The sequence below is a fragment of the Ruegeria sp. CE6 genome, assembly GCF_056537485.1.
Genome location: NZ_JBQFRR010000002.1, coordinates 197,738 through 215,299 on the forward strand (window position 1 = coordinate 197,738; position 17,562 = coordinate 215,299).

Below are 17,562 nucleotides of genomic sequence, written 5' to 3' on the forward strand. Positions count from 1 at the left end.
AGAGAGGAAACATAGATGTTTGATTTGACAGGTAAGAATGCGCTAATCACCGGTGCTTCGGGTGGTATTGGCGGCGATATCGCCCGCGCGCTTTACGACGCTGGTGCAACTGTTGGCCTTTCCGGAACGCGCGTGGAGCCTCTGCAAGCTCTGGCCGACAGCCTTGGCGATCGTGCGCATGTCTTGCCGTGTAACCTGAGCGATCCCGAAGCCGTCGAGGCCCTGCCGAAACAAGCGGCTGAGGCGATGGGCTCGGTTGATATTCTGGTGAACAACGCAGGCATCACACGCGATAACCTGTTCATGCGCATGTCGGATGAAGAATGGCAGAGCGTGATCGACGTGAACATGACCGCAACGATGAAGCTGTGCAAAGGCGTGATCAGGGGCATGATGAAGGCGCGCTGGGGTCGGATCGTCAATGTCTCGTCCGTTGTGGCTGCGATCGGAAACCCAGGGCAGGCGAACTATGCTGCCTCCAAGGCCGGCATGATCGGCTTTTCCAAGGCGCTGGCGCATGAGGTTGCGACCCGTGGCATTACCGTTAATGCGGTTGCGCCGGGCTTTATCACCACCGCGATGACCGAGAAGCTGACGGATGAGCAAAAGAAGGGTCTGCTGCTCAAGGTTCCGGCCGGCCGTATGGGTGATCCGCAGGAAATCGCAGCCGCTGTGCTGTATCTGGCAAGCCCTGAAGCAGGTTATGTTACCGGAAGCACCTTGCATGTGAATGGCGGTATGGCCATGTTGTAATCGCAATTCAGGGTGGGCGCGAAAGCGTTTGCCTTGTGCGTTGTCTGTGCTATAGGCGGCGCATATGCGCAGGAACCGGTCCAAGGGCCGGTTCTCTGATTTCCCGGGGACCCGGGACCCAAACCGCCCGGAAAGGGCAAAACAAGTCCACCCCGAACGGGCAAGGGCAGAACCGGGCGGACAGCCCTGAAATTGAAATGAGGAATAGACATGAGCGACGTCGCAGATCGCGTAAAGAAGATCGTTGTTGAGCACCTGGGTGTTGAAGAGGACAAGGTTGCCGAAAACGCCTCGTTCATCGACGATCTGGGCGCAGACAGCCTGGACACCGTTGAGCTGGTAATGGCGTTCGAAGAAGAGTTCGGCATCGAGATTCCGGACGACGCAGCCGAGACCATCCAGACCTTTGGCGACGCGGTCAAATTCATCAGCGAAGCTTCCTAAGCTGACCTGACTGAGACAAAAACGGCGCTTCCGGGCAACGGAAGCGCCGTTTTTTTATGCTCTGCCACATTTCGCGCTTGCTTTGAGGCGTTGAGGCTCCGCACTCTGACACCTGAGGCAAGTTTCTGAGCGGGCAAGGGCATGATAAGATCCACCCCGATGATCAATACGGCGCGTCTGACCTTGTGTGCAATGCGCCCCGAGGATTTCAACCGGTTCGCCGAAATCTGGCGCGACCCCGAAGTTGTACGCCATATCGGAGGCACCCCGAAAACGCGCGGCGAGGCGTGGGATTCTTTCCTGCGCAACGCTGGACATTGGCAGATGACCGGGTTCGGTCAATGGGGTGTGATGCTGCAGTCGAATCGTACTCTGATCGGGCAAGCCGGGTTCTTCTATGGCAACCGTTCTCTGGGCGATGATTTCGATGGTTTTCCCGAAGCCGGGTGGGTTCTGGCCCCGGACATGCAGGGGCAAGGATACGGGTGTGAGGCCGCACAGGCGGCGCACGACTGGTTCGACCGGATCATTCCGGGCCCGTTGGTTGCGCTGATCGACGCGGACCATGCAGCCTCACAGCGATTGGCTGAAAAGCTGGGCTACAAGCTGTTGCGCGAGGCTGAATACCGCGACACCCCCGTTCATCTGTTTCGCCGTGATGGACCTCCTACACGGGTGTGAAACGCATTAGGCAGTGCGATGCCGCAAAATGGACGAGCTTTGCCGATCTTGTGAAATAAAGCGGCAAACTGAGACTCTATGCTATCGTGGAATTACGGAATGATTCAGCGGAGGATATGAATCATGATGATTTACCCCACGATGGAGTTGCAGAACGGTCGGTGCGTTACGCTGGACAAGGGGCGTCTGGATGAAGCGATGATCTGGCATGTCGATCCGGTCGAGACCGCGCGCGGCTGGTCTGCGGCTGGAGCGGAATGGATGCAGCTTACGGATTTTGACGCGATCGAAGGTCGGGATACCAATTCCGAGCTGATCGAAGAAATCATTCGCTCCTCTGAAATGTCAGTACAGTTGGCAGGGGGGATGCGGACCCGCGAGCATGTTGAACATTGGATCAACAAAGGGGCTGGCCGAATCGTGATTGGCACACTTGCGGCTTGGGACCCACAGTTGGTTAAGGAATTGGCTAAGCTTTATCCCGATCAGATCGTGTTGGCGGTCGATGTTTGGCAAGGGCAAGTGATGACCGAAGGTTGGCGTAGCCAAAGTGCGTTTACCCCGGAAGCCTTCATCGAAGCTTTCGCGGATACGCCTCTTGCAGCAATTTTGGTGACCGATATCGATAGTGATATGGAAGATGTCGAGGCGCAGCTGGGTCTGATTTCAGGACTGGCCGAAAAATCGCGTACACCGATCATAGCCAGCGGTGTCGTGCGTACCAGCGACGATATCTCTCGTCTCGCCTATATCTCGAATATTTCGGGTGCGATCGTTGGCCGGGCACTGTTCCGCAAGTCCGTCGATCTGTCCGAAGCACTGGAAGTCGCCCAATCGGCACACGAGCCAGTCGCCGAGTTCCAGTAAACTTTAGTACCAGACGACCCGCCTTTCCCGTTGAAGGAAGGGCGGGTTTTTGCTTTTCAGGCATCGTTCAACTCAATTGACAGAGGATTTGAACAGGTTACGGCACAAGGATGCCGGTTCAGAATATGCCGTTGCTCTTGCCCCCGCACCCCGGGCCGGGGTATGAGCGGTTCTCATAACAGGAAGCAGGCAAGAGGCACTTCATGCGCAGAGTCGTTGTAACCGGTCTTGGATTGGTCACTCCTTTGGCCAGTGGGGTTGAGGAAACATGGTCACGGCTGCTGGATGGAGAATCCGGCGCAGGACCAATCACGCAGTTTGATGCCGAGGCAAGCGGGGTCACCACGACCTATGCCTGCGAAGTGCCGCGCGGAGATGGCACCAATGGGACATTCAACCCCGACGACTGGATGCCGCCGAAAGAACAGCGCAAGATTGAAGATTTCATCCTTTATTCCATCGCTGCAGCCGAGATGGCTTGCAAGGATGCCAATTGGCTGCCCAAAGACGAAGAAGACCGCCTGCGCACGGGCGTTCTGATTGGGTCCGGTATCGGTGGGCTGGGATCAATTGCCAACACGGCCAACCTGATCCGCGACAAAGGTCCCCGTAGGGTTTCTCCGTTCTTTATCCCGGGCGCGCTGATCAATCTGGCCTCGGGGCAGGTTTCGATCCGTCATGGGTTCAAGGGGCCGAACCACTCGGTCGTGACTGCTTGCTCGACCGGTGCCCATGCGATCGGTGATGCCAGCCGCATCATCCGCGCCGGGGATGCAGACGTGATGATCGCAGGCGGCGGCGAGGGCTGTATTTGCGAAATCGGTATCGCCGGCTTCAACGCCTGCAAGGCGCTGTCGACCAAATACGCCGATGACCCGAAGAAAGCGAGCCGCCCCTATGACATCGACCGCGACGGTTTCGTCATGGGCGAAGGTGCAGGCATTGTAGTTCTTGAGGATTACGAACACGCCAAAGCGCGCGGTGCCAAGATTTATGCCGAGGTTCTGGGCTATGGGATGTCGGGTGACGCTTATCACATAACCGCGCCGTCCGAGGATGGCGATGGGGCCGAACGCTCGATGAAAGCAGCGCTGCGTAGTGCGGGGCTTGAGCCGAAGGATCTGGATTATATTAACGCGCATGGGACCTCGACCATGGCGGATACGATTGAGCTGGGCGCGGTAGAACGCCTGCTGGGGGATCACGCCAGCAACGCGACGATGACTTCGACCAAATCGGCCACTGGTCACCTGCTGGGCGCCGCTGGCGCGATTGAGGCGATTTTCTCAATCCTTGCGATCCGCGATCAGGTTGCACCACCGACGATCAATCTGGACAATCCAGCAGTTGAAACTCCGATCGATTTGGCCCCGAATGCCAAGCGCGAGCGTGAGATCAACGTGGCCTTGTCAAATTCGTTCGGCTTCGGCGGCACCAATGCAAGTGTGATCTTCGGAAAGGTCAACTAAATGTGGCGAGCGCTCGCTTCGAACGCGTTGACAATACTGATCGTTGGGCTGTTCCTGATGGGCGGTGTCGTCCTGTGGGGGCAGTCGCAATACAAGTCCGAAGGACCGCTGGAAACCGCGATCTGCCTGCAGGTAAAGCCAGGCTCCAACATGACACGGGTCAGCCGTGACCTCGAGGATCAAGGTGCGATCAGCAGCGGGTTGATTTTCCGCTTAGCTGCTGATTACACAGACAAATCTCAGCAGCTGAAAGCGGGTAGCTTTCTGGTTCGCGAAGGCGCGTCGATGGAGCAAATCGTCGACGACATAACTCATAGCGGTGCCAGCACTTGCGGGACCGAGATCGAATACCGCATTGGCGTGACCCGTATGCAGACCCGCGTGCGGGAACTGAACCCGGCGACTCTGGATTTTGATGAGGTGGCTTCCTTTGTGATCGGCGAAGAGGACGCCCCGGAAGTTTATGCAGAAAAACGCGGTGAGGCGGATACGCGTTATCGCATCTCGTTAGCTGAAGGCGTCACCAGTTGGCAGATTGTCGAGTCGCTAAAGGCGATGGATTTGCTAACCGGCGAAGTAGCAGAATTGCCCGCTGAAGGGATGTTGGCCCCTGACAGTTATGAGGTCAGACCCGGTGAAGATCGGAATGCAATTCTTGCTGAAATGCAGGAAAAACAACAGCTTAGAATCAACGCAGCGTGGGAGGGGCGTCAGGATGGTTTACCTCTGAACAGCCCCGAAGAGATGCTGATTTTGGCTTCGATCATCGAAAAAGAAACAGGTCAGCCGGAAGAGCGTGGCCAGGTAGCCAGCGTTTTCGTTAACCGTCTGAACCAAGGTATGAGGCTGCAGACAGACCCGACGGTGATCTATGGTGTAACCAAAGGGCAGGGTACTTTGGGTCGCGGTTTGCGGCAAAGCGAACTGCGCCGTGCGACGCCTTGGAACACCTATGTTATCGAAGGGCTGCCACCCACCCCGATTGCCAATCCGGGTCTCGCGAGCCTTGAGGCTGCAGTGGCACCTGACAACACGGATTTCATCTTCTTTGTTGCGGACGGAACCGGTGGTCATGCCTTTGCCGAGACCCTGCAAGAGCACAATCGCAACGTCGCAAAGTGGCGTGAGATCGAGGCTGAGCGGAATTCCGGGAACTGATTCAATCGTCCGTGTTGTACAGGTTTGAAACGGCTCTTTGTCCGACTTGTACAACACGAACCTCTGACCCCGATAAAGCAACGGCCCGGTCAATCGACCGGGCCGTTTCTTATTCAGGCCGCTTTCGCGCGACGCGGTCGGCGGCGTTTCTGACCGCCCGGTTTGGGCGCACCAGAGTGCTGAGGTTTCGGGCCGCGACGGCGGTTGCTTGGGCGGCGCGGGGTTTTCTTTGGTGAGATTGCTTCAGGCATCTCACCGCTGGCGACCGGGATTTCGATCTTCATCAGCTTCTGAATCTGACGCAGCAGGTCGACCTCTTCCGCCGAGCAGAAGGCAATGGCCTCGCCCTCGCGGCCTGCACGAGCGGTGCGGCCGATGCGGTGGACATAGTTGTCCGGTACCTCGGGCAGGTCGTAGTTGATCACATAGGCCACGCCCGGAATATCGATGCCGCGCGCGGCGACGTCGGTAGCGACCAGAACATTGACCTCACCGGCGCGGAACGCCTTGATTGCGCGGTCGCGCTGGCCCTGACTTTTGTTGCCGTGGATCGAGGCTGCATTGTAGCCATCGGCGACAAGCCCCTTCATCAGCTTTTCGGCCCCGTGTTTGGTACGAGAAAAGACCAACGTCAGCGCGTCCATGTCAGCCGAGAGGATCTCGCGCAGTTTGGCGGGTTTTGCAGGCTTTTCAACAAAGTGGATCGACTGCGTGATCTTGTCGGCTGCTTTGCCGGGGGGCGAGACCTGCACCCGTTGCGGGTTGGTCAAATAGGCACGGCTGAGCTCTTCCATTTGCTTCGGCATGGTGGCTGAGAACAGCATGGTTTGGCGCGGCGTGCCCAGTTCCGGCGCGATCCGACGCAGGGCATGGATGAAGCCCATATCGAGCATCTGGTCAGCCTCGTCCAGCACGAGGTGCTTGACTGAACCCAGATTAACCGCACCGCGATCCATAAGGTCGATCAGGCGACCGGGGGTGGCGACAAGAATGTCGGTGCCGCGCGCCAGAAACATGATCTGCTTGTTGATCGACTGACCACCAACCACGGTCGCGACGCGGATCTTGGTTTTCTTGGTCAAGTTGCGAAGGCTGTCGGCGATCTGGTTGACCAACTCGCGGGTGGGCGCGAGGATCAGCGCCTTGGCGGTTTTGGGATCGGGCTTGCCGGGCTGGGCCAGCAGATGGTCGATCAGCGGCAGGCCAAAGGCCAATGTCTTACCTGTACCGGTCTGGGCGAGGCCAAGGATATCGTGACCATTCAGGGCCAGCGGGATCGCCTGGTTCTGGATCGGGGTCGGTTGAGTGAAGTTGGCGCGTTTGAGCGCATCATTTAGAGCGGGCGCAAGGCCCAGCATATCGAAGTCGAACAAATAACTATCCTTTACAGCCCGAGGCAATGGCCCACGGGCAAGTCGTGATGGGCCGCATCCGCGACCGGCAGGGGTTGTGCGAAACCTCAGGACGTGCAGGCGTTCCCTGCAGCATCTGGTTGTCGCGTCAAGAACCCTGCGTGATGGGGAACTATGGGTGAATCGGGCGCTGTTGGGGGCGGTGTCGCCCACGTGCTCACGCGGTAGCGCTGTTTGAGGGGCACATGCGCCTTGCGGTCGCGATTGTCAAGCGCCGTGTCGGCCATAAGCTTGCGCGGGTTGCGCGTTTGCCAGATACGGTTCGGAAGGTTTTATGAGTCGGGTCATGACATTCAGAGCTTTACACGGAGCGGATTTGAGGACCGCCAGCGTCGCCCTTGTCATCGGCGGGATGATGTGGGGGCTGTACTGGATTCCGGTTCGTTACTTTGTCGACCAAGGACTGGATGGCCCATGGCCGGGTATTGTGATGTACACCTCGGCGTTGATCGTACTGACGCCTTTCCTGATGCGCGAACGGCAAGCGCTTTTGAAAGACTGGCGCGGGCTGATCTTCAGCGGGATGTTCACCGGTGCTGCGTTCAGCTTGTTTACCATCAGTCTGGTTTACACAGATGTCGTCCGGTCAATCCTGCTGTTCTATCTGACACCGGTCTGGGGAACGATCCTTGGAATGGTGTTTCTGGGTGAGCGTCTTGGCCCGGCGCGCGTGCTGGGCTTACTCTGCGGTCTGGGTGGCATGTTCATCGTGCTTGGCGGAGAACAGGGGTTTCCTTGGCCGCGCAATACTGGAGACTGGCTGGCCCTGATCTCGGGGATCACTTGGGCGATGGGATCTCTGGGGCTTTATCGGACGTCCGGTATCTCTGTTCCGGGGCAGGTTTTTGCCTTTGTTTCAGGCGCTTTGGTGTTGTCTCTGCTGAGCGTTCCATTCAGCGGCGGTTTTGCGTCATCAGAGGCAGTCGGCGAGATGGTTATACGTATCGGCCCGGTCGCGTTGCTGTCGGTCCTGTACACCTTGCCGATGTTTTTTCTGACGATTTGGCCCGCAACCAAGCTGACCCCGGCACGCGTTGGTCTACTGCTGATGAGCGAAGTTGTGGTGGGCCTGATCTCGGCGGCGGTCTTCTCGGGCGAGCCGTTTGGGATGAGAGAAGCATTGGGTGCGGCGTTGATCGTAAGCGCTGCGTTTCTTGAGGTCATGCGGGGCTGATCGTTAACCGATCGGACGCCGGGTGTTGCATCTGCGTTGCGTAACGCATTGACTTTGCGCACTTTTCTTGGTAGGAATTATGTCATGCTAGAAGAGGTGGGCAACGGCCCCGGGGCGACCCGGCGGTCGTTTTTCGTTTCTCTCGTGCGGAAAAACTCACGCATGAGGTCACAGGCAAACATGACTTTGATTACCCCGGAAGAGCGGATTTCTCAGACGGCTGATTTGTTGCAGTCGCTCGAAAGATCCATTCGCGATCTGCGCCAAGCGGCAGAAGAACTGCGAAAACAGATCGGCGCCGGGGAGGATGCAGACCTTGCCGGAACAGGCAAGCAACTGGGTCAGCTAGAGGGGCTGATCCGCAGTTGCCAGAAAGTGGAGACAAGCTTTGTCGAACAACATCACAGACAAGCCGGAATTGCCCAAGGGGGCTATGCGCTCGACCTTGATCGAGCACGATCTGAGATCGGGTGCAGGCTGGCTCGCCTCCGCGCCTGCTGCGGTGCAGGACGGATTTCTGAGTGAGATCGGGGAGGGGGGGCTGTGTGCCCTCCCTTTCCTGTTCGAGTTCTGGGCACTACCGCATCAGTTGCCGCCCGAGGGTGACTGGCGGTCGTGGGTGATCATGGGCGGGCGCGGGGCCGGTAAGACGCGGGCGGGGGCCGAGTGGGTGCGGTCGGTGGTCGAGGGGTCTTTGCCGCTGGATCGGGGGCAGGCGTGTCGCGTGGCTCTGGTCGGTGAGACATTCGATCAGGTGCGAGATGTGATGATCTTTGGTGATAGTGGGATCTTGCAGTGTTCACCGCCGGATCGGCGGCCTGTTTGGAAGGCGTCCGAACGCAAGCTGGTTTGGCCTAACGGGGCCGAGGCGCAGGCGTTTTCGGCACATGATCCCGAGGGGTTGCGCGGGCCGCAATTCGATGCGGCCTGGGTGGATGAGCTGGCCAAGTGGAAGAAGGCGGGCGAGACCTGGGATATGTTGCAATTTGCGCTGCGGCTGGGGGAACGGCCGCGGGTCTGTGTGACCACGACGCCGCGCAATGTGAAGGTTTTGAAGGAGTTGCTGGCGTCTCCGTCCACGGTGCAGACCCACGCGCCGACCGAGGCAAACCGGGCAAATCTGGCGGGCTCGTTTCTGGCCGAAGTGCGCGCGCGATATGCAGGAACTCGGTTAGGGCGGCAGGAGCTGGACGGGGTACTGCTGTCGGATGCCGAAGGCGCGTTGTGGACGGGTTCGATGCTGGAGGCGGCGCGCTGTATGCGGGTGCCTACGCTGGACCGCATCGTCGTGGCACTGGACCCGGCAGTAACGGCGGGGGCGGATGCAGATGCTTGCGGGATCGTGGTCGTGGGGGCCCAGCTACAGGGGCCGCCCGAGGAGTGGCGCGCCTATGTGCTGGCCGACCGGACGGTTCAGGGCGTTGGCCCGGCGGGCTGGGCGCAGACAGCGATTGACGCGATGCATGAGTTCGGGGCCGAACGGTTGGTGGCCGAGGTCAATCAGGGCGGGCAACTGGTGGAAGAGGTGGTGCGGCAGGTGGACCCTCTGGTCCCGTTCCGCGCGGTGCGGGCGTCCCGCGGCAAGGTTGCGCGGGCCGAGCCTGTGGCGGCACTGTACGAGCAGGGGCGCGTGACCCATGTGGCCGGGCTGGATGCGCTAGAGGAGCAGATGTGCCAGATGACCGCGCGGGGGTTCGAAGGGCAGGGTTCGCCCGACCGGGTCGATGCGCTGGTCTGGGCGCTGCATGAGCTGGTTGTGGGACCTGCGAGGACGTATCGGCGGCCTAGGGTGCGGAGTTTGTGAGCATTTTGAGGGGTGCTCTACAAACATTCATACATCGCCTAGAGAATTGGTCCTTCACGGGATGCATCTAGGTTCAGGACGTTGGGTACTCTTGATTCCAACTGTCCTCGTATTCGCCGAGCAACCTCGACAACGTCAGCAGCGAAGAAAACAGCCTTGCGTGGACATCCGGCGACATCATGGTTTTGTAGTCATCAAGTAGCTGCACAAGAACGACTACGTTGGAGGCAAACACCTCGTAGACGTGTTTGTCGGCAGCAGTAGGTTCCTTGGTCCAGTTATTGTTCGTATCGGAGTGTCCGGACGGTGCAGGTTCGTTTTCAGTCATCGGGTGGCCTCTTCAATTTGAAGCACACGTGGGGGCATGTGAAACGCAGACAATTGCCGTGGCATGAAATCACAAGAACTTGGCGGCGATTGCAAAGGAATTTGGTCGGACGTTGAGCGCGCCGCGGCTATTGTAATAGTCCAAGCTGGAGTCAGGGCCAGGGCTCGCCCGACAGAATAGATGCGTTGGTATGGGCGCCGCATGAATTGATTGTGGTGCCTGCGGGAGCGTATGGTCGGCGTCGGGTGCGAAGTTTGTGATTAAAACGCGTATTTCGAAGCTAGTGGCTCTACGACAATGCTTAGCCTTTAGCAGGCCTGTTTCCAGACCAACGGAAAAGAACAATAGGTCAAACCGGCGTGCTAACCGCAGACCAACGATCAAATTGCGACACTGGTTTGAAGTTTCAATTCATGCCAATACCAGCCGATACTACTTGAGAGTATGGAGAAGGCATTTGAGCAAATACCCCAAATTAAACATAGCTCTCGAGTACTTAGAAGCAGCTATTGAAGAAAGAGAGTTGCGTCAAAGATATTTCGCCGCAATGAATTTGGCCGGAGTGGCAGAGGAGCTTCTTGGCAAGCTTATTCGTGCAAATGGCGATGTGGACCAAATGACTGAAGCAGTTAATCGTTTGAACGTCATCCAAAAAGTGGGCGTGGAGCAACTCGGCTGGAAGAAGTTGAGTGAAAAAGAGCTCAGAAAATTACTTGTGCGCCCCAAAAACAGCATCAAGCATATGGATAGTGTTGCATCTGAGAATAGTGCTGAGTTGTTCTTTGAGGTGGAGGATGAGTCGAAGTGGCTCATTCAATCAGCTATCCGCAATTTGGACATTCTCAATATTGATTACTCAAACGTCGTAAAAGAGTTTGTAAATAAGCACGCAGCAGACGTATGAAAGCTGCAACAATTGCTCTTTGGGATCGATACCCACCCTAGTGATTTAGCCAAAATGTCGTGGACATCACATGTCGGTCATGTTTGTTTTCGAGGCGTGGGCAGTGCAGATCGTAAACTTCGAAAGTCCGGAGCTGCCGATTAATTGTCTTGTTGCCTGATGGCAGTCGGAGAATGGTCGCTGACCCGTTGCCCACCCCCCGAACGCCCCATTCCCAAGGCTTAAACTTCTTTCCCTCATAACTCCTTTCAACAAGCCGGGCAGAGCGGCGGCAGAAAGGAGCACAGATGGTATTCGATTTCTTGCGTCGTGGATCGGCTGAGGCAACGCCCGAGGCGAAGGCGAGCACGGCGGGGCCTGTGGTGGCGTGGCAGACGGGCGGGCGCGTGGCGTGGAGCCCTCGGGATGCGGTGTCGCTGACGCGGACGGGGTTTTCGGGGAACCCGGTGGGGTTTCGCTCGGTCAAACTGATTGCCGAGGCGGCGGCGGCCTTGCCACTGGTGCTGCAGGATCAGGCTCAGCGCTATGATACCCATCCGATCCTGTCCCTGATGCGCCGTCCGAATGCGGCGCAGGGGCGGGCGGAGTTGATGGAAGCTCTGTTTGGGCAGTTGTTGCTGTCGGGCAATGCCTATGTTGAGGCAGTGCAGGCCGAGGAAGGGCTGCCAGTTGAGCTGCATGTCTTGCGCTCGGATCGGATGAGCGTGGTGCCGGGTGCGGATGGGTGGCCCAAGGCTTATGATTACGCGGTTGGTGGCAAGAAGCACCGGTTTGCGGCGGAAAATATCTGTCATATCAAATCGTTCCATCCTCAGGATGATCATTACGGATTTTCACCGATGCAGGCGGCGGCGATGGCGATTGATGTGCATAACAGCGCGTCTCGGTGGTCGAAATCACTGCTGGACAATGCGGCGCGGCCTTCGGGGGCGCTGGTGTGGAAGGGTGACGGCCATGGGGTGATGGCCGAGGATCAGTTCCGGCGTTTGTCGGATGAGATCGAGCAGAACTATCGCGGGGCGCGCAATGCTGGGCGTCCGATGGTTCTGGAAGGGGGCTTGGATTGGAAGCCGATGGGGTTCTCTCCGTCCGACATGGAGTTTCAAAAGACCAAGGAAGCCGCCGCCCGCGAGATCGCGCTGGCCTTTGGGGTCCCGCCGATGCTGCTGGGGATCCAGGGCGATGCGACCTATTCGAACTATCAGGAGGCCAACCGGGCGTTTTATCGCCTGACCGTGCTGCCCCTGGTGACGCGGGTGGCGGCGGCGGTGTCAGAATGGCTGGCGGGCTTTATCGGTGAGGATCTGATGCTGAAGCCTGATCTGGATCAGGTGCCGGCGCTGTCGGCGGAACGGGATGCGCAATGGGCGCGGGTCAACGGGGCGGATTTCCTGACGGATGCGGAAAAGCGCGCGTTGCTGGGGCTGCCGGAGCGTGGCGATGGGTGACGGTTATCCTCCGTTCGACTGCGCGCCGGGCCTGCGTCTGGCCGCACATGAGCGGGTGGCCGAGATCCAGCACGCCCACCTGTGTCGGCGGCTGGATCAGATCGAAGAGATGATGGAGCGGCTGGAGAAGCGGTTGTGGCTGACGGTTTACGGCGTGGCGGCGGTGATTTTGGCGCAGGCGTTTCAGTCGTTACTGGTGGTAGCGCCGTAATGTCAGTGGGTTACATGGAGAAGTTCATGGATTTAGAACAAAAATTCGCTCGGTTTGGCGACGGGTTGTCGGTGTCCGAGGATGCGGTGATCGAAGGGTATGCCAGCCTGTTTGAGCAGGTCGATCAGGGCAGCGATGTGGTGCAGCGCGGGGCGTATACGGGCTCGCTGGAGGGGCTGGCAAAGGCGGGTCAGCGGGTCAAGATGCTGTGGCAGCACGATCCGGCGCAGCCCATCGGCGTCTGGGACGAGGTGCGCGAGGACGACCGGGGCCTTTGGGTCAAGGGGCGTCTGTTGGAGAGCACGCAGAAAGGCCGTGAGGCGGCCGAGTTGATCCGGGCGGGCGCAATGGATGGTCTGTCGATTGGCTATCGCACCAAGCGGGCCGTGAAGAATGACAAGGGCCAGCGGGTCCTGACGGAACTGGAGCTATGGGAGGTGTCGCTGGTGACCTTTCCGATGTTGCCCAGTGCGCGGGTGGCGGCGAAGGGCGTTGAGCCTGACGTTGAAAACACCTGGCGCAGTATTGCCGAGGTGTTCAACGACGCCCGGCAGGAGCTGGCGCGGACCTAGCGCGCCTCAATACCCACCCAAAAAGGAAGTGCTGATGAGCAAGACCGAGACCCCGGCCTTGACCGGAGAGGGTGCGCCCCTGGTTCAGGAGGTGAAGCAGGCGATGGCTGGCTTCGTGAATGAATTCAAGGACCTGAAGGCTGAAGTTAAAACACAACTGCAACAGACAGAAGAGCGACTGACCATGCTGGATCGTAAATCAACCATCGCGGCACGCCCGCATCTTGCGGCCTCGATCGAGGACGGCGCACCGCACCAGAAGGCATTCGACGCCTATGTGCGTTCGGGCGAGGATGACGGGCTGCGCGGGCTGGAGATTGAAGCCAAATCGCTGTCGAGCGCGGTGAACAGTGATGGCGGTTATCTGGTTGATCCGCAGACGGCTGAGATGATCAAGTCGGTGCTGAACTCGACCGCCTCGATCCGCTCGATTGCGGCGGTGGTGAATGTCGAGGCGAACTCGTTCGACGTGCTGATCGACCACACCGATGTGGGTGCGGGCTGGGCGGATGAGACCTCGGCGACCGCCGAGACATCGACCCCGTCGATTGACCGCATCTCGATCCCGCTGCACGAGCTGAGCGCGCTGCCCAAAGCGTCGCAACGTCTGCTGGACGACAGCGCCTTTGATGTCGAGGGCTGGCTGGCCGGTCGTATCGCCGACAAGTTCGCCCGCGCCGAGGCGGCGGCGTTCATCAATGGCGATGGCGTAGACAAGCCCAAGGGTATTCTGAACCACCGGACGGTGGAGAATGGCAGCTGGGGTTGGGACAGCCTGGGCTATATCGCGACGGGCATTGATGGCGGTGTCGATGCGGATGCCATTGTGGATGTGGTTTATGCGCTGGGCGCGCAGTACCGGGTGAATGGCACCTTCGTTATGAACTCGAAAACCGCGGGTCTGATTCGCAAGCTGAAGGACAGCGATGGTCGCTTCCTGTGGTCGGACGGTCTGGCCGCCGGTGAGCCCGCGCGTCTGATGGGTTACCCGGTGCTGATTGCCGAGGACATGCCGGATGCGGCGACCGACAGCTACTCGATTGCTTTTGGTGATTTTCAGTCGGGCTACACCATTGCCGAGCGTCCCGACCTGCGCGTGCTGCGCGATCCGTTCAGCGCCAAGCCGCATGTCCTGTTCTACGCGACCAAGCGCGTCGGCGGCGACGTGAGCGATTTTGCTGCGATCAAGCTGGTGAAATTCGGCACTGCCTAAGCGGTGACGGATCCGGGGGGCCACTGGCCCCTCGGGCGGCGGGCGCGGGCCGGGGTGATATCCCCCGCGTTGTCTAGCTGCTCCCCTCCGTCCGAGCAACGTGGGGCGGCGCGTGCCCGTCATTTTCCAAGGATACGGCCCCGGAGGGGTCCGAGATTGCGGAGTGAATAGATGATGTTGATCGAAGAAACCGCCATCGCGGATGCGGCGCTGCCGGTGGATCAGTTCAAGGCGCATCTGCGGCTGGGCACGGGGTTTGCCGAGGGCAATGTGCAGGACGAGGTGTTGAATGGCTTTCTGCGTGCGGCCATTGCAGCGATTGAGGCGCGAACCGGCAAGGTGCTGATCGAACGGAATTTCTCGTGGAGCCTGAACGGTTGGCGCGATCCAGCAGGTGAGGTGCTGCCGGTGGCCCCGGCGGTCTCGGTTGCTGCGGTCACGCTGACGGATGCTGCGGGGACCGAGACGGTTGTGGACGCCGAAGCTTATCGGTTGGAGCGCGACATGCAGCGCCCTCGGTTGCGTCCGGTTGGGGCCTGTTTGCCAAGGGCGCAGACCGGCGCCTCGGTGAAGATCGTTTTCACGGCCGGAATGGCTGCGGATTGGGGCGGGCTGCCCGCTGATCTGGGGCAAGCGGTGCTGCTGCTGGCGGCGCATTACTATGAATACCGCGATGAGACGGCGCTGGGTGCGGGGTGCATGCCGTTTGGTGTGACAAGTCTGATCCAGCGTTACCGCACAGTGCGCTTCGGTGCAGGGGTGACGCAATGAGCACGCCGCTATTGAGCCGCAAACTGGTGCTGGAGGCTCCGGTGCGCAATCCGGATGGCGCGGGGGGATACACCGAGACATGGGCCGCGCTGGGCTCACTTTGGGCGGAAGTCACGGCGCGCAGTGGGGCGGAACGCGCGGTCGGTGGCGCTTCGGTGTCGCGGGTAGGGTACCGGATCGTCGTGCGGGGCGCGCCCGAGGGGTCCCAAATGAGGCCCACACCGGATCAGCGCTTTGTCGAAGGGACGCGCCGGTTTGTCATTCGTGCGGTGGCCGAGCGTGATGGGCGCGGCCAGTACCTGACCTGTTTCGCAGATGAAGAGGTGGCGGCATGAGTTACGGCGTTGCAGCGGCTTTGCAGGCGGCGGTGTTTCAACGGCTTTCTGGCGATGCGCAGGTGGGTTCGCTGTCAGGCGGTGCGATCTATGACGCGGTGCCTTCGGGGGTGTTGCCGCAGACCTACGTGACACTTGGCCCGGAGGAGGTGCGCGACGCCTCGGACCGGTCGGGCGCAGGTGCGGTGCATCGGTTCACGGTCTCGGTGGTGTCCGAGGCGGCGGGCTTTGGCGCTGCCAAGACGCTGGCAGGCGCGGTGTGCGACGCGCTGGAAGGTGCGGCGCTGGCCCTGAACCGGGGCCGCCTTGTGGGCCTGTGGTTCGAACGCGCCAGCGCCCGGCGCACGGGAACTGGCGGCGCGATCCGCCAGATCGATCTGAAATTCCGCGCCCGCGTGGAAGACGACTAAGCAATCAACGGAGAGAGCATATGGCTGCCCAGAACGGAAAAGACCTGTTGGTCAAAGTGGATATGAACGGCACGGGCCTGTTCGAGACCATCGCGGGGCTGCGCGCCACGCGGATCAGTTTCAACGCGGAAAGTGTGGATGTGACCAGCCTGGAAAGCCAAGGCGGGTGGCGCGAGCTGCTGTCGGGGGCCGGGGTAAAATCGGCCGCGATTTCGGGCTCGGGCGTGTTCAAGGATGCGGGCACAGATGAGCGTGCGCGCCAGTTGTTCTTTGACGGTGAGACGCCCGGTTTTCAGGTGATCATCCCCGATTTCGGCATTGTCGAGGGCCCGTTTCAGGTCAGCAGCATCGAATATGCGGGCTCGCATAACGGTGAGGCGACCTATGAGATGAGCATGGCAAGCGCCGGTGCGCTGAGCTTTACGGCGCTCTGATGGCCAATCCGTGGACGGGTGAGGTGGCGTTGACCATCGATGGGGAGCAGCGGGTGCTCAAGCTGACATTGGGTGCTTTGGCGGAATTGGAACAAGAGCTGCAGGCCGGGTCTCTGGTCGAACTGGTGCAGCGGTTTGAAGGCGGGGCTTACTCCAGCGGTGATGTGCTGGCGCTGCTGGTTGCCGGGTTGCGGGGCGGCGGAGCGCAGGTCACGCGCGATGATCTGCTGCATGCCGAGATTGCGGGTGGGCCGATGGCGGGGGCCAAGGCGGCAGCCGAGTTGCTGGCGCGGGCCTTCATGGTGCCCGAGTGAGCGGGTTCGACTGGCCCGTACTGATGCGGGCCGGGTTCCTCGGTCTTCGCCTGACGCCGGATCAGTTCTGGCGTCTGACCCCGGCCGAGCTGCGGCTGGTGCTGGGGCAGGGCGCGGGGATGCCGGCGATGAACCGGGCGGGGCTGGATGCGCTGCTCGCGGCATATCCGGACAAGACACAAGGAGAGCGTAATGACGGATCGTGATGGTTTTGACGACCTGCAGGAGCGGGGAGAGGCGCTGGGTGACGCGTTGGGCGATGCGGCGACCATGGCCTCGGCATTTGATGGCCAGATGCGGCGGATCAAGGCCGCGTTTGAAGAGACCGGAAAGGATGTGGCCACGCTGGAGCGCGGCATGTCCGGCGGGTTGCGCAAGGCGTTTGATGGTGTGGTGCTGGACGGAATGAACCTTTCAGGCGCGCTGGATGTGCTGAAGAACTCGATGATCCGCACGGCCTATTCGGCGGCGATCAAACCGGTAACGGATCACTTTGGCGGGATGCTTGCCAATGGGGTTGGTGGGTTGGTTCAGGGGATTCTGCCCTTCGCGGACGGAGGCAGTTTTTCTCAGGGCCGTGTGATGCCGTTTGCCAATGGTGGGGTCGTTAGCAGCCCGACCATGTTCCCGATGCGCGGCGGCACCGGGTTGATGGGTGAGGCGGGTCCCGAGGCGATCATGCCGCTAGCGCGCGGGGCCGATGGCAAGCTGGGTGTACGGACGCAGGGCGGCGGGCGAGCGGTCAACGTGGTGATGAATATCTCAACACCGGATGTGCAGGGGTTCCGCCGCTCTCAGGGGCAGATTGCGGCGCAGATGAGCCGCGCATTGGGCCGCGGCAATCGCAACAGATAAGGGGA

23 protein-coding genes are annotated in these 17,562 nt (G+C 59.9%); 21 read left to right on the forward strand and 2 right to left on the reverse strand.

Annotated elements, in window-relative coordinates:
- Positions 1-15 precede the first annotated feature (15 nt).
- From fabG to mltG, 6 genes are all read left to right on the forward strand, one after another.
- Entirely contained in the window at positions 16-753 is a 738-nt protein-coding gene (fabG, locus tag ACR0DK_RS09435; RefSeq protein ID WP_170396459.1) for a 3-oxoacyl-[acyl-carrier-protein] reductase, read from the forward strand.
- A gap of 210 nt (positions 754-963) precedes the next feature.
- Complete coding sequence (locus ACR0DK_RS09440; protein WP_008756330.1) at positions 964-1,197, forward strand: acyl carrier protein; 234 nt, start codon at positions 964-966, stop codon at positions 1,195-1,197.
- Positions 1,198-1,338: 141 nt separating this feature from the next.
- On the forward strand, positions 1,339-1,878 hold the full coding sequence (locus tag ACR0DK_RS09445) for a GNAT family N-acetyltransferase (RefSeq protein WP_170403143.1): 540 nt from the start codon (positions 1,339-1,341) through the stop codon (positions 1,876-1,878).
- A gap of 123 nt (positions 1,879-2,001) precedes the next feature.
- Positions 2,002-2,745: a 1-(5-phosphoribosyl)-5-[(5-phosphoribosylamino)methylideneamino]imidazole-4-carboxamide isomerase gene (locus ACR0DK_RS09450; RefSeq protein WP_170396463.1), complete on the forward strand. Its 744-nt coding sequence runs from the start codon at positions 2,002-2,004 to the stop codon at positions 2,743-2,745.
- 203 nt (positions 2,746-2,948) lie between these two features.
- Entirely contained in the window at positions 2,949-4,214 is a 1,266-nt protein-coding gene (fabF, locus tag ACR0DK_RS09455; protein ID WP_170635234.1) for a beta-ketoacyl-ACP synthase II, read from the forward strand.
- Complete coding sequence (gene mltG, locus ACR0DK_RS09460; RefSeq protein WP_170512919.1) at positions 4,215-5,372, forward strand: endolytic transglycosylase MltG; 1,158 nt, start codon at positions 4,215-4,217, stop codon at positions 5,370-5,372.
- Positions 5,373-5,485: 113 nt separating this feature from the next.
- Here mltG and ACR0DK_RS09465 read toward each other — a convergent pair whose 3' ends face one another.
- Complete coding sequence (locus ACR0DK_RS09465) at positions 5,486-6,745, reverse strand: DEAD/DEAH box helicase (protein WP_170512921.1); 1,260 nt, start codon at positions 6,743-6,745, stop codon at positions 5,486-5,488.
- Positions 6,746-7,070: 325 nt separating this feature from the next.
- Between ACR0DK_RS09465 and ACR0DK_RS09470 the strand changes: the two genes are divergently transcribed.
- From ACR0DK_RS09470 to ACR0DK_RS09480, 3 genes are all read left to right on the forward strand, one after another.
- Positions 7,071-7,958: a DMT family transporter gene (locus ACR0DK_RS09470; RefSeq protein ID WP_480735883.1), complete on the forward strand. Its 888-nt coding sequence runs from the start codon at positions 7,071-7,073 to the stop codon at positions 7,956-7,958.
- Positions 7,959-8,042: 84 nt separating this feature from the next.
- Positions 8,043-8,483: a hypothetical protein gene (locus tag ACR0DK_RS09475; RefSeq protein WP_480735885.1), complete on the forward strand. Its 441-nt coding sequence runs from the start codon at positions 8,043-8,045 to the stop codon at positions 8,481-8,483.
- The gene (locus ACR0DK_RS09480; protein WP_480735887.1) at positions 8,392-9,762 is read left to right on the forward strand and encodes a DNA-packaging protein; all 1,371 of its coding nucleotides are present in this window, start codon (positions 8,392-8,394) and stop codon (positions 9,760-9,762) included. Before ACR0DK_RS09475 ends, ACR0DK_RS09480 begins: the two co-directional genes overlap by 92 nt.
- A 73-nt stretch (positions 9,763-9,835) precedes the next feature.
- Here ACR0DK_RS09480 and ACR0DK_RS09485 read toward each other — a convergent pair whose 3' ends face one another.
- A complete protein-coding gene (locus ACR0DK_RS09485) occupies positions 9,836-10,090 on the reverse strand; it encodes a hypothetical protein (RefSeq protein ID WP_170422230.1) in 255 nt (84 codons plus the stop codon).
- A 457-nt stretch (positions 10,091-10,547) separates the two neighbouring features.
- On the opposite strand from ACR0DK_RS09485, the gene ACR0DK_RS09490 reads away from it, so the two are divergent.
- From ACR0DK_RS09490 to ACR0DK_RS09545, 12 genes are all read left to right on the forward strand, one after another.
- A complete protein-coding gene (locus ACR0DK_RS09490) occupies positions 10,548-10,994 on the forward strand; it encodes a hypothetical protein (protein WP_170396477.1) in 447 nt (148 codons plus the stop codon).
- A gap of 287 nt (positions 10,995-11,281) precedes the next feature.
- Positions 11,282-12,442 (forward strand): phage portal protein, encoded by a 1,161-nt coding sequence (locus ACR0DK_RS09495; protein ID WP_480735890.1) that lies wholly within the window; start codon positions 11,282-11,284, stop codon positions 12,440-12,442.
- Complete coding sequence (locus tag ACR0DK_RS09500) at positions 12,435-12,653, forward strand: GTA head formation protein, RCAP_rcc01685 family (RefSeq protein ID WP_170635229.1); 219 nt, start codon at positions 12,435-12,437, stop codon at positions 12,651-12,653. Before ACR0DK_RS09495 ends, ACR0DK_RS09500 begins: the two co-directional genes overlap by 8 nt.
- Before the next feature lie 26 nt (positions 12,654-12,679).
- Positions 12,680-13,225, forward strand: a complete 546-nt coding sequence (locus ACR0DK_RS09505) for an HK97 family phage prohead protease (protein ID WP_480735892.1) — start codon at positions 12,680-12,682, stop codon at positions 13,223-13,225.
- Positions 13,226-13,259: 34 nt separating this feature from the next.
- Positions 13,260-14,438 carry a phage major capsid protein gene (locus tag ACR0DK_RS09510; RefSeq protein ID WP_223117892.1) on the forward strand — a complete coding sequence of 393 codons (1,179 nt, stop codon included), beginning with the start codon at positions 13,260-13,262 and terminating at the stop codon, positions 14,436-14,438.
- 171 nt (positions 14,439-14,609) lie between these two features.
- A complete protein-coding gene (locus tag ACR0DK_RS09515; protein WP_223117893.1) occupies positions 14,610-15,209 on the forward strand; it encodes a head-tail connector protein in 600 nt (199 codons plus the stop codon).
- The gene (locus ACR0DK_RS09520; protein WP_223117894.1) at positions 15,206-15,544 is read left to right on the forward strand and encodes a phage head closure protein; all 339 of its coding nucleotides are present in this window, start codon (positions 15,206-15,208) and stop codon (positions 15,542-15,544) included. Before ACR0DK_RS09515 ends, ACR0DK_RS09520 begins: the two co-directional genes overlap by 4 nt.
- The gene (locus ACR0DK_RS09525) at positions 15,541-15,954 is read left to right on the forward strand and encodes a DUF3168 domain-containing protein (RefSeq protein ID WP_480735895.1); all 414 of its coding nucleotides are present in this window, start codon (positions 15,541-15,543) and stop codon (positions 15,952-15,954) included. The genes ACR0DK_RS09520 and ACR0DK_RS09525 overlap by 4 nt, the downstream gene beginning before the upstream one ends.
- Positions 15,955-15,974: 20 nt before the next feature.
- Positions 15,975-16,388, forward strand: a complete 414-nt coding sequence (locus tag ACR0DK_RS09530) for a phage major tail protein, TP901-1 family (RefSeq protein ID WP_170396490.1) — start codon at positions 15,975-15,977, stop codon at positions 16,386-16,388.
- Complete coding sequence (locus ACR0DK_RS09535) at positions 16,388-16,702, forward strand: gene transfer agent family protein (RefSeq protein ID WP_170422217.1); 315 nt, start codon at positions 16,388-16,390, stop codon at positions 16,700-16,702. Before ACR0DK_RS09530 ends, ACR0DK_RS09535 begins: the two co-directional genes overlap by 1 nt.
- The gene (locus tag ACR0DK_RS09540; RefSeq protein WP_480735898.1) at positions 16,699-16,908 is read left to right on the forward strand and encodes a rcc01693 family protein; all 210 of its coding nucleotides are present in this window, start codon (positions 16,699-16,701) and stop codon (positions 16,906-16,908) included. The genes ACR0DK_RS09535 and ACR0DK_RS09540 overlap by 4 nt, the downstream gene beginning before the upstream one ends.
- Positions 16,895-17,557, forward strand: coding sequence for a phage tail tape measure protein (locus tag ACR0DK_RS09545; protein WP_170512022.1), 663 nt, complete (start codon positions 16,895-16,897; stop codon positions 17,555-17,557). The genes ACR0DK_RS09540 and ACR0DK_RS09545 overlap by 14 nt, the downstream gene beginning before the upstream one ends.
- Positions 17,558-17,562: the final 5 nt, after the last annotated feature.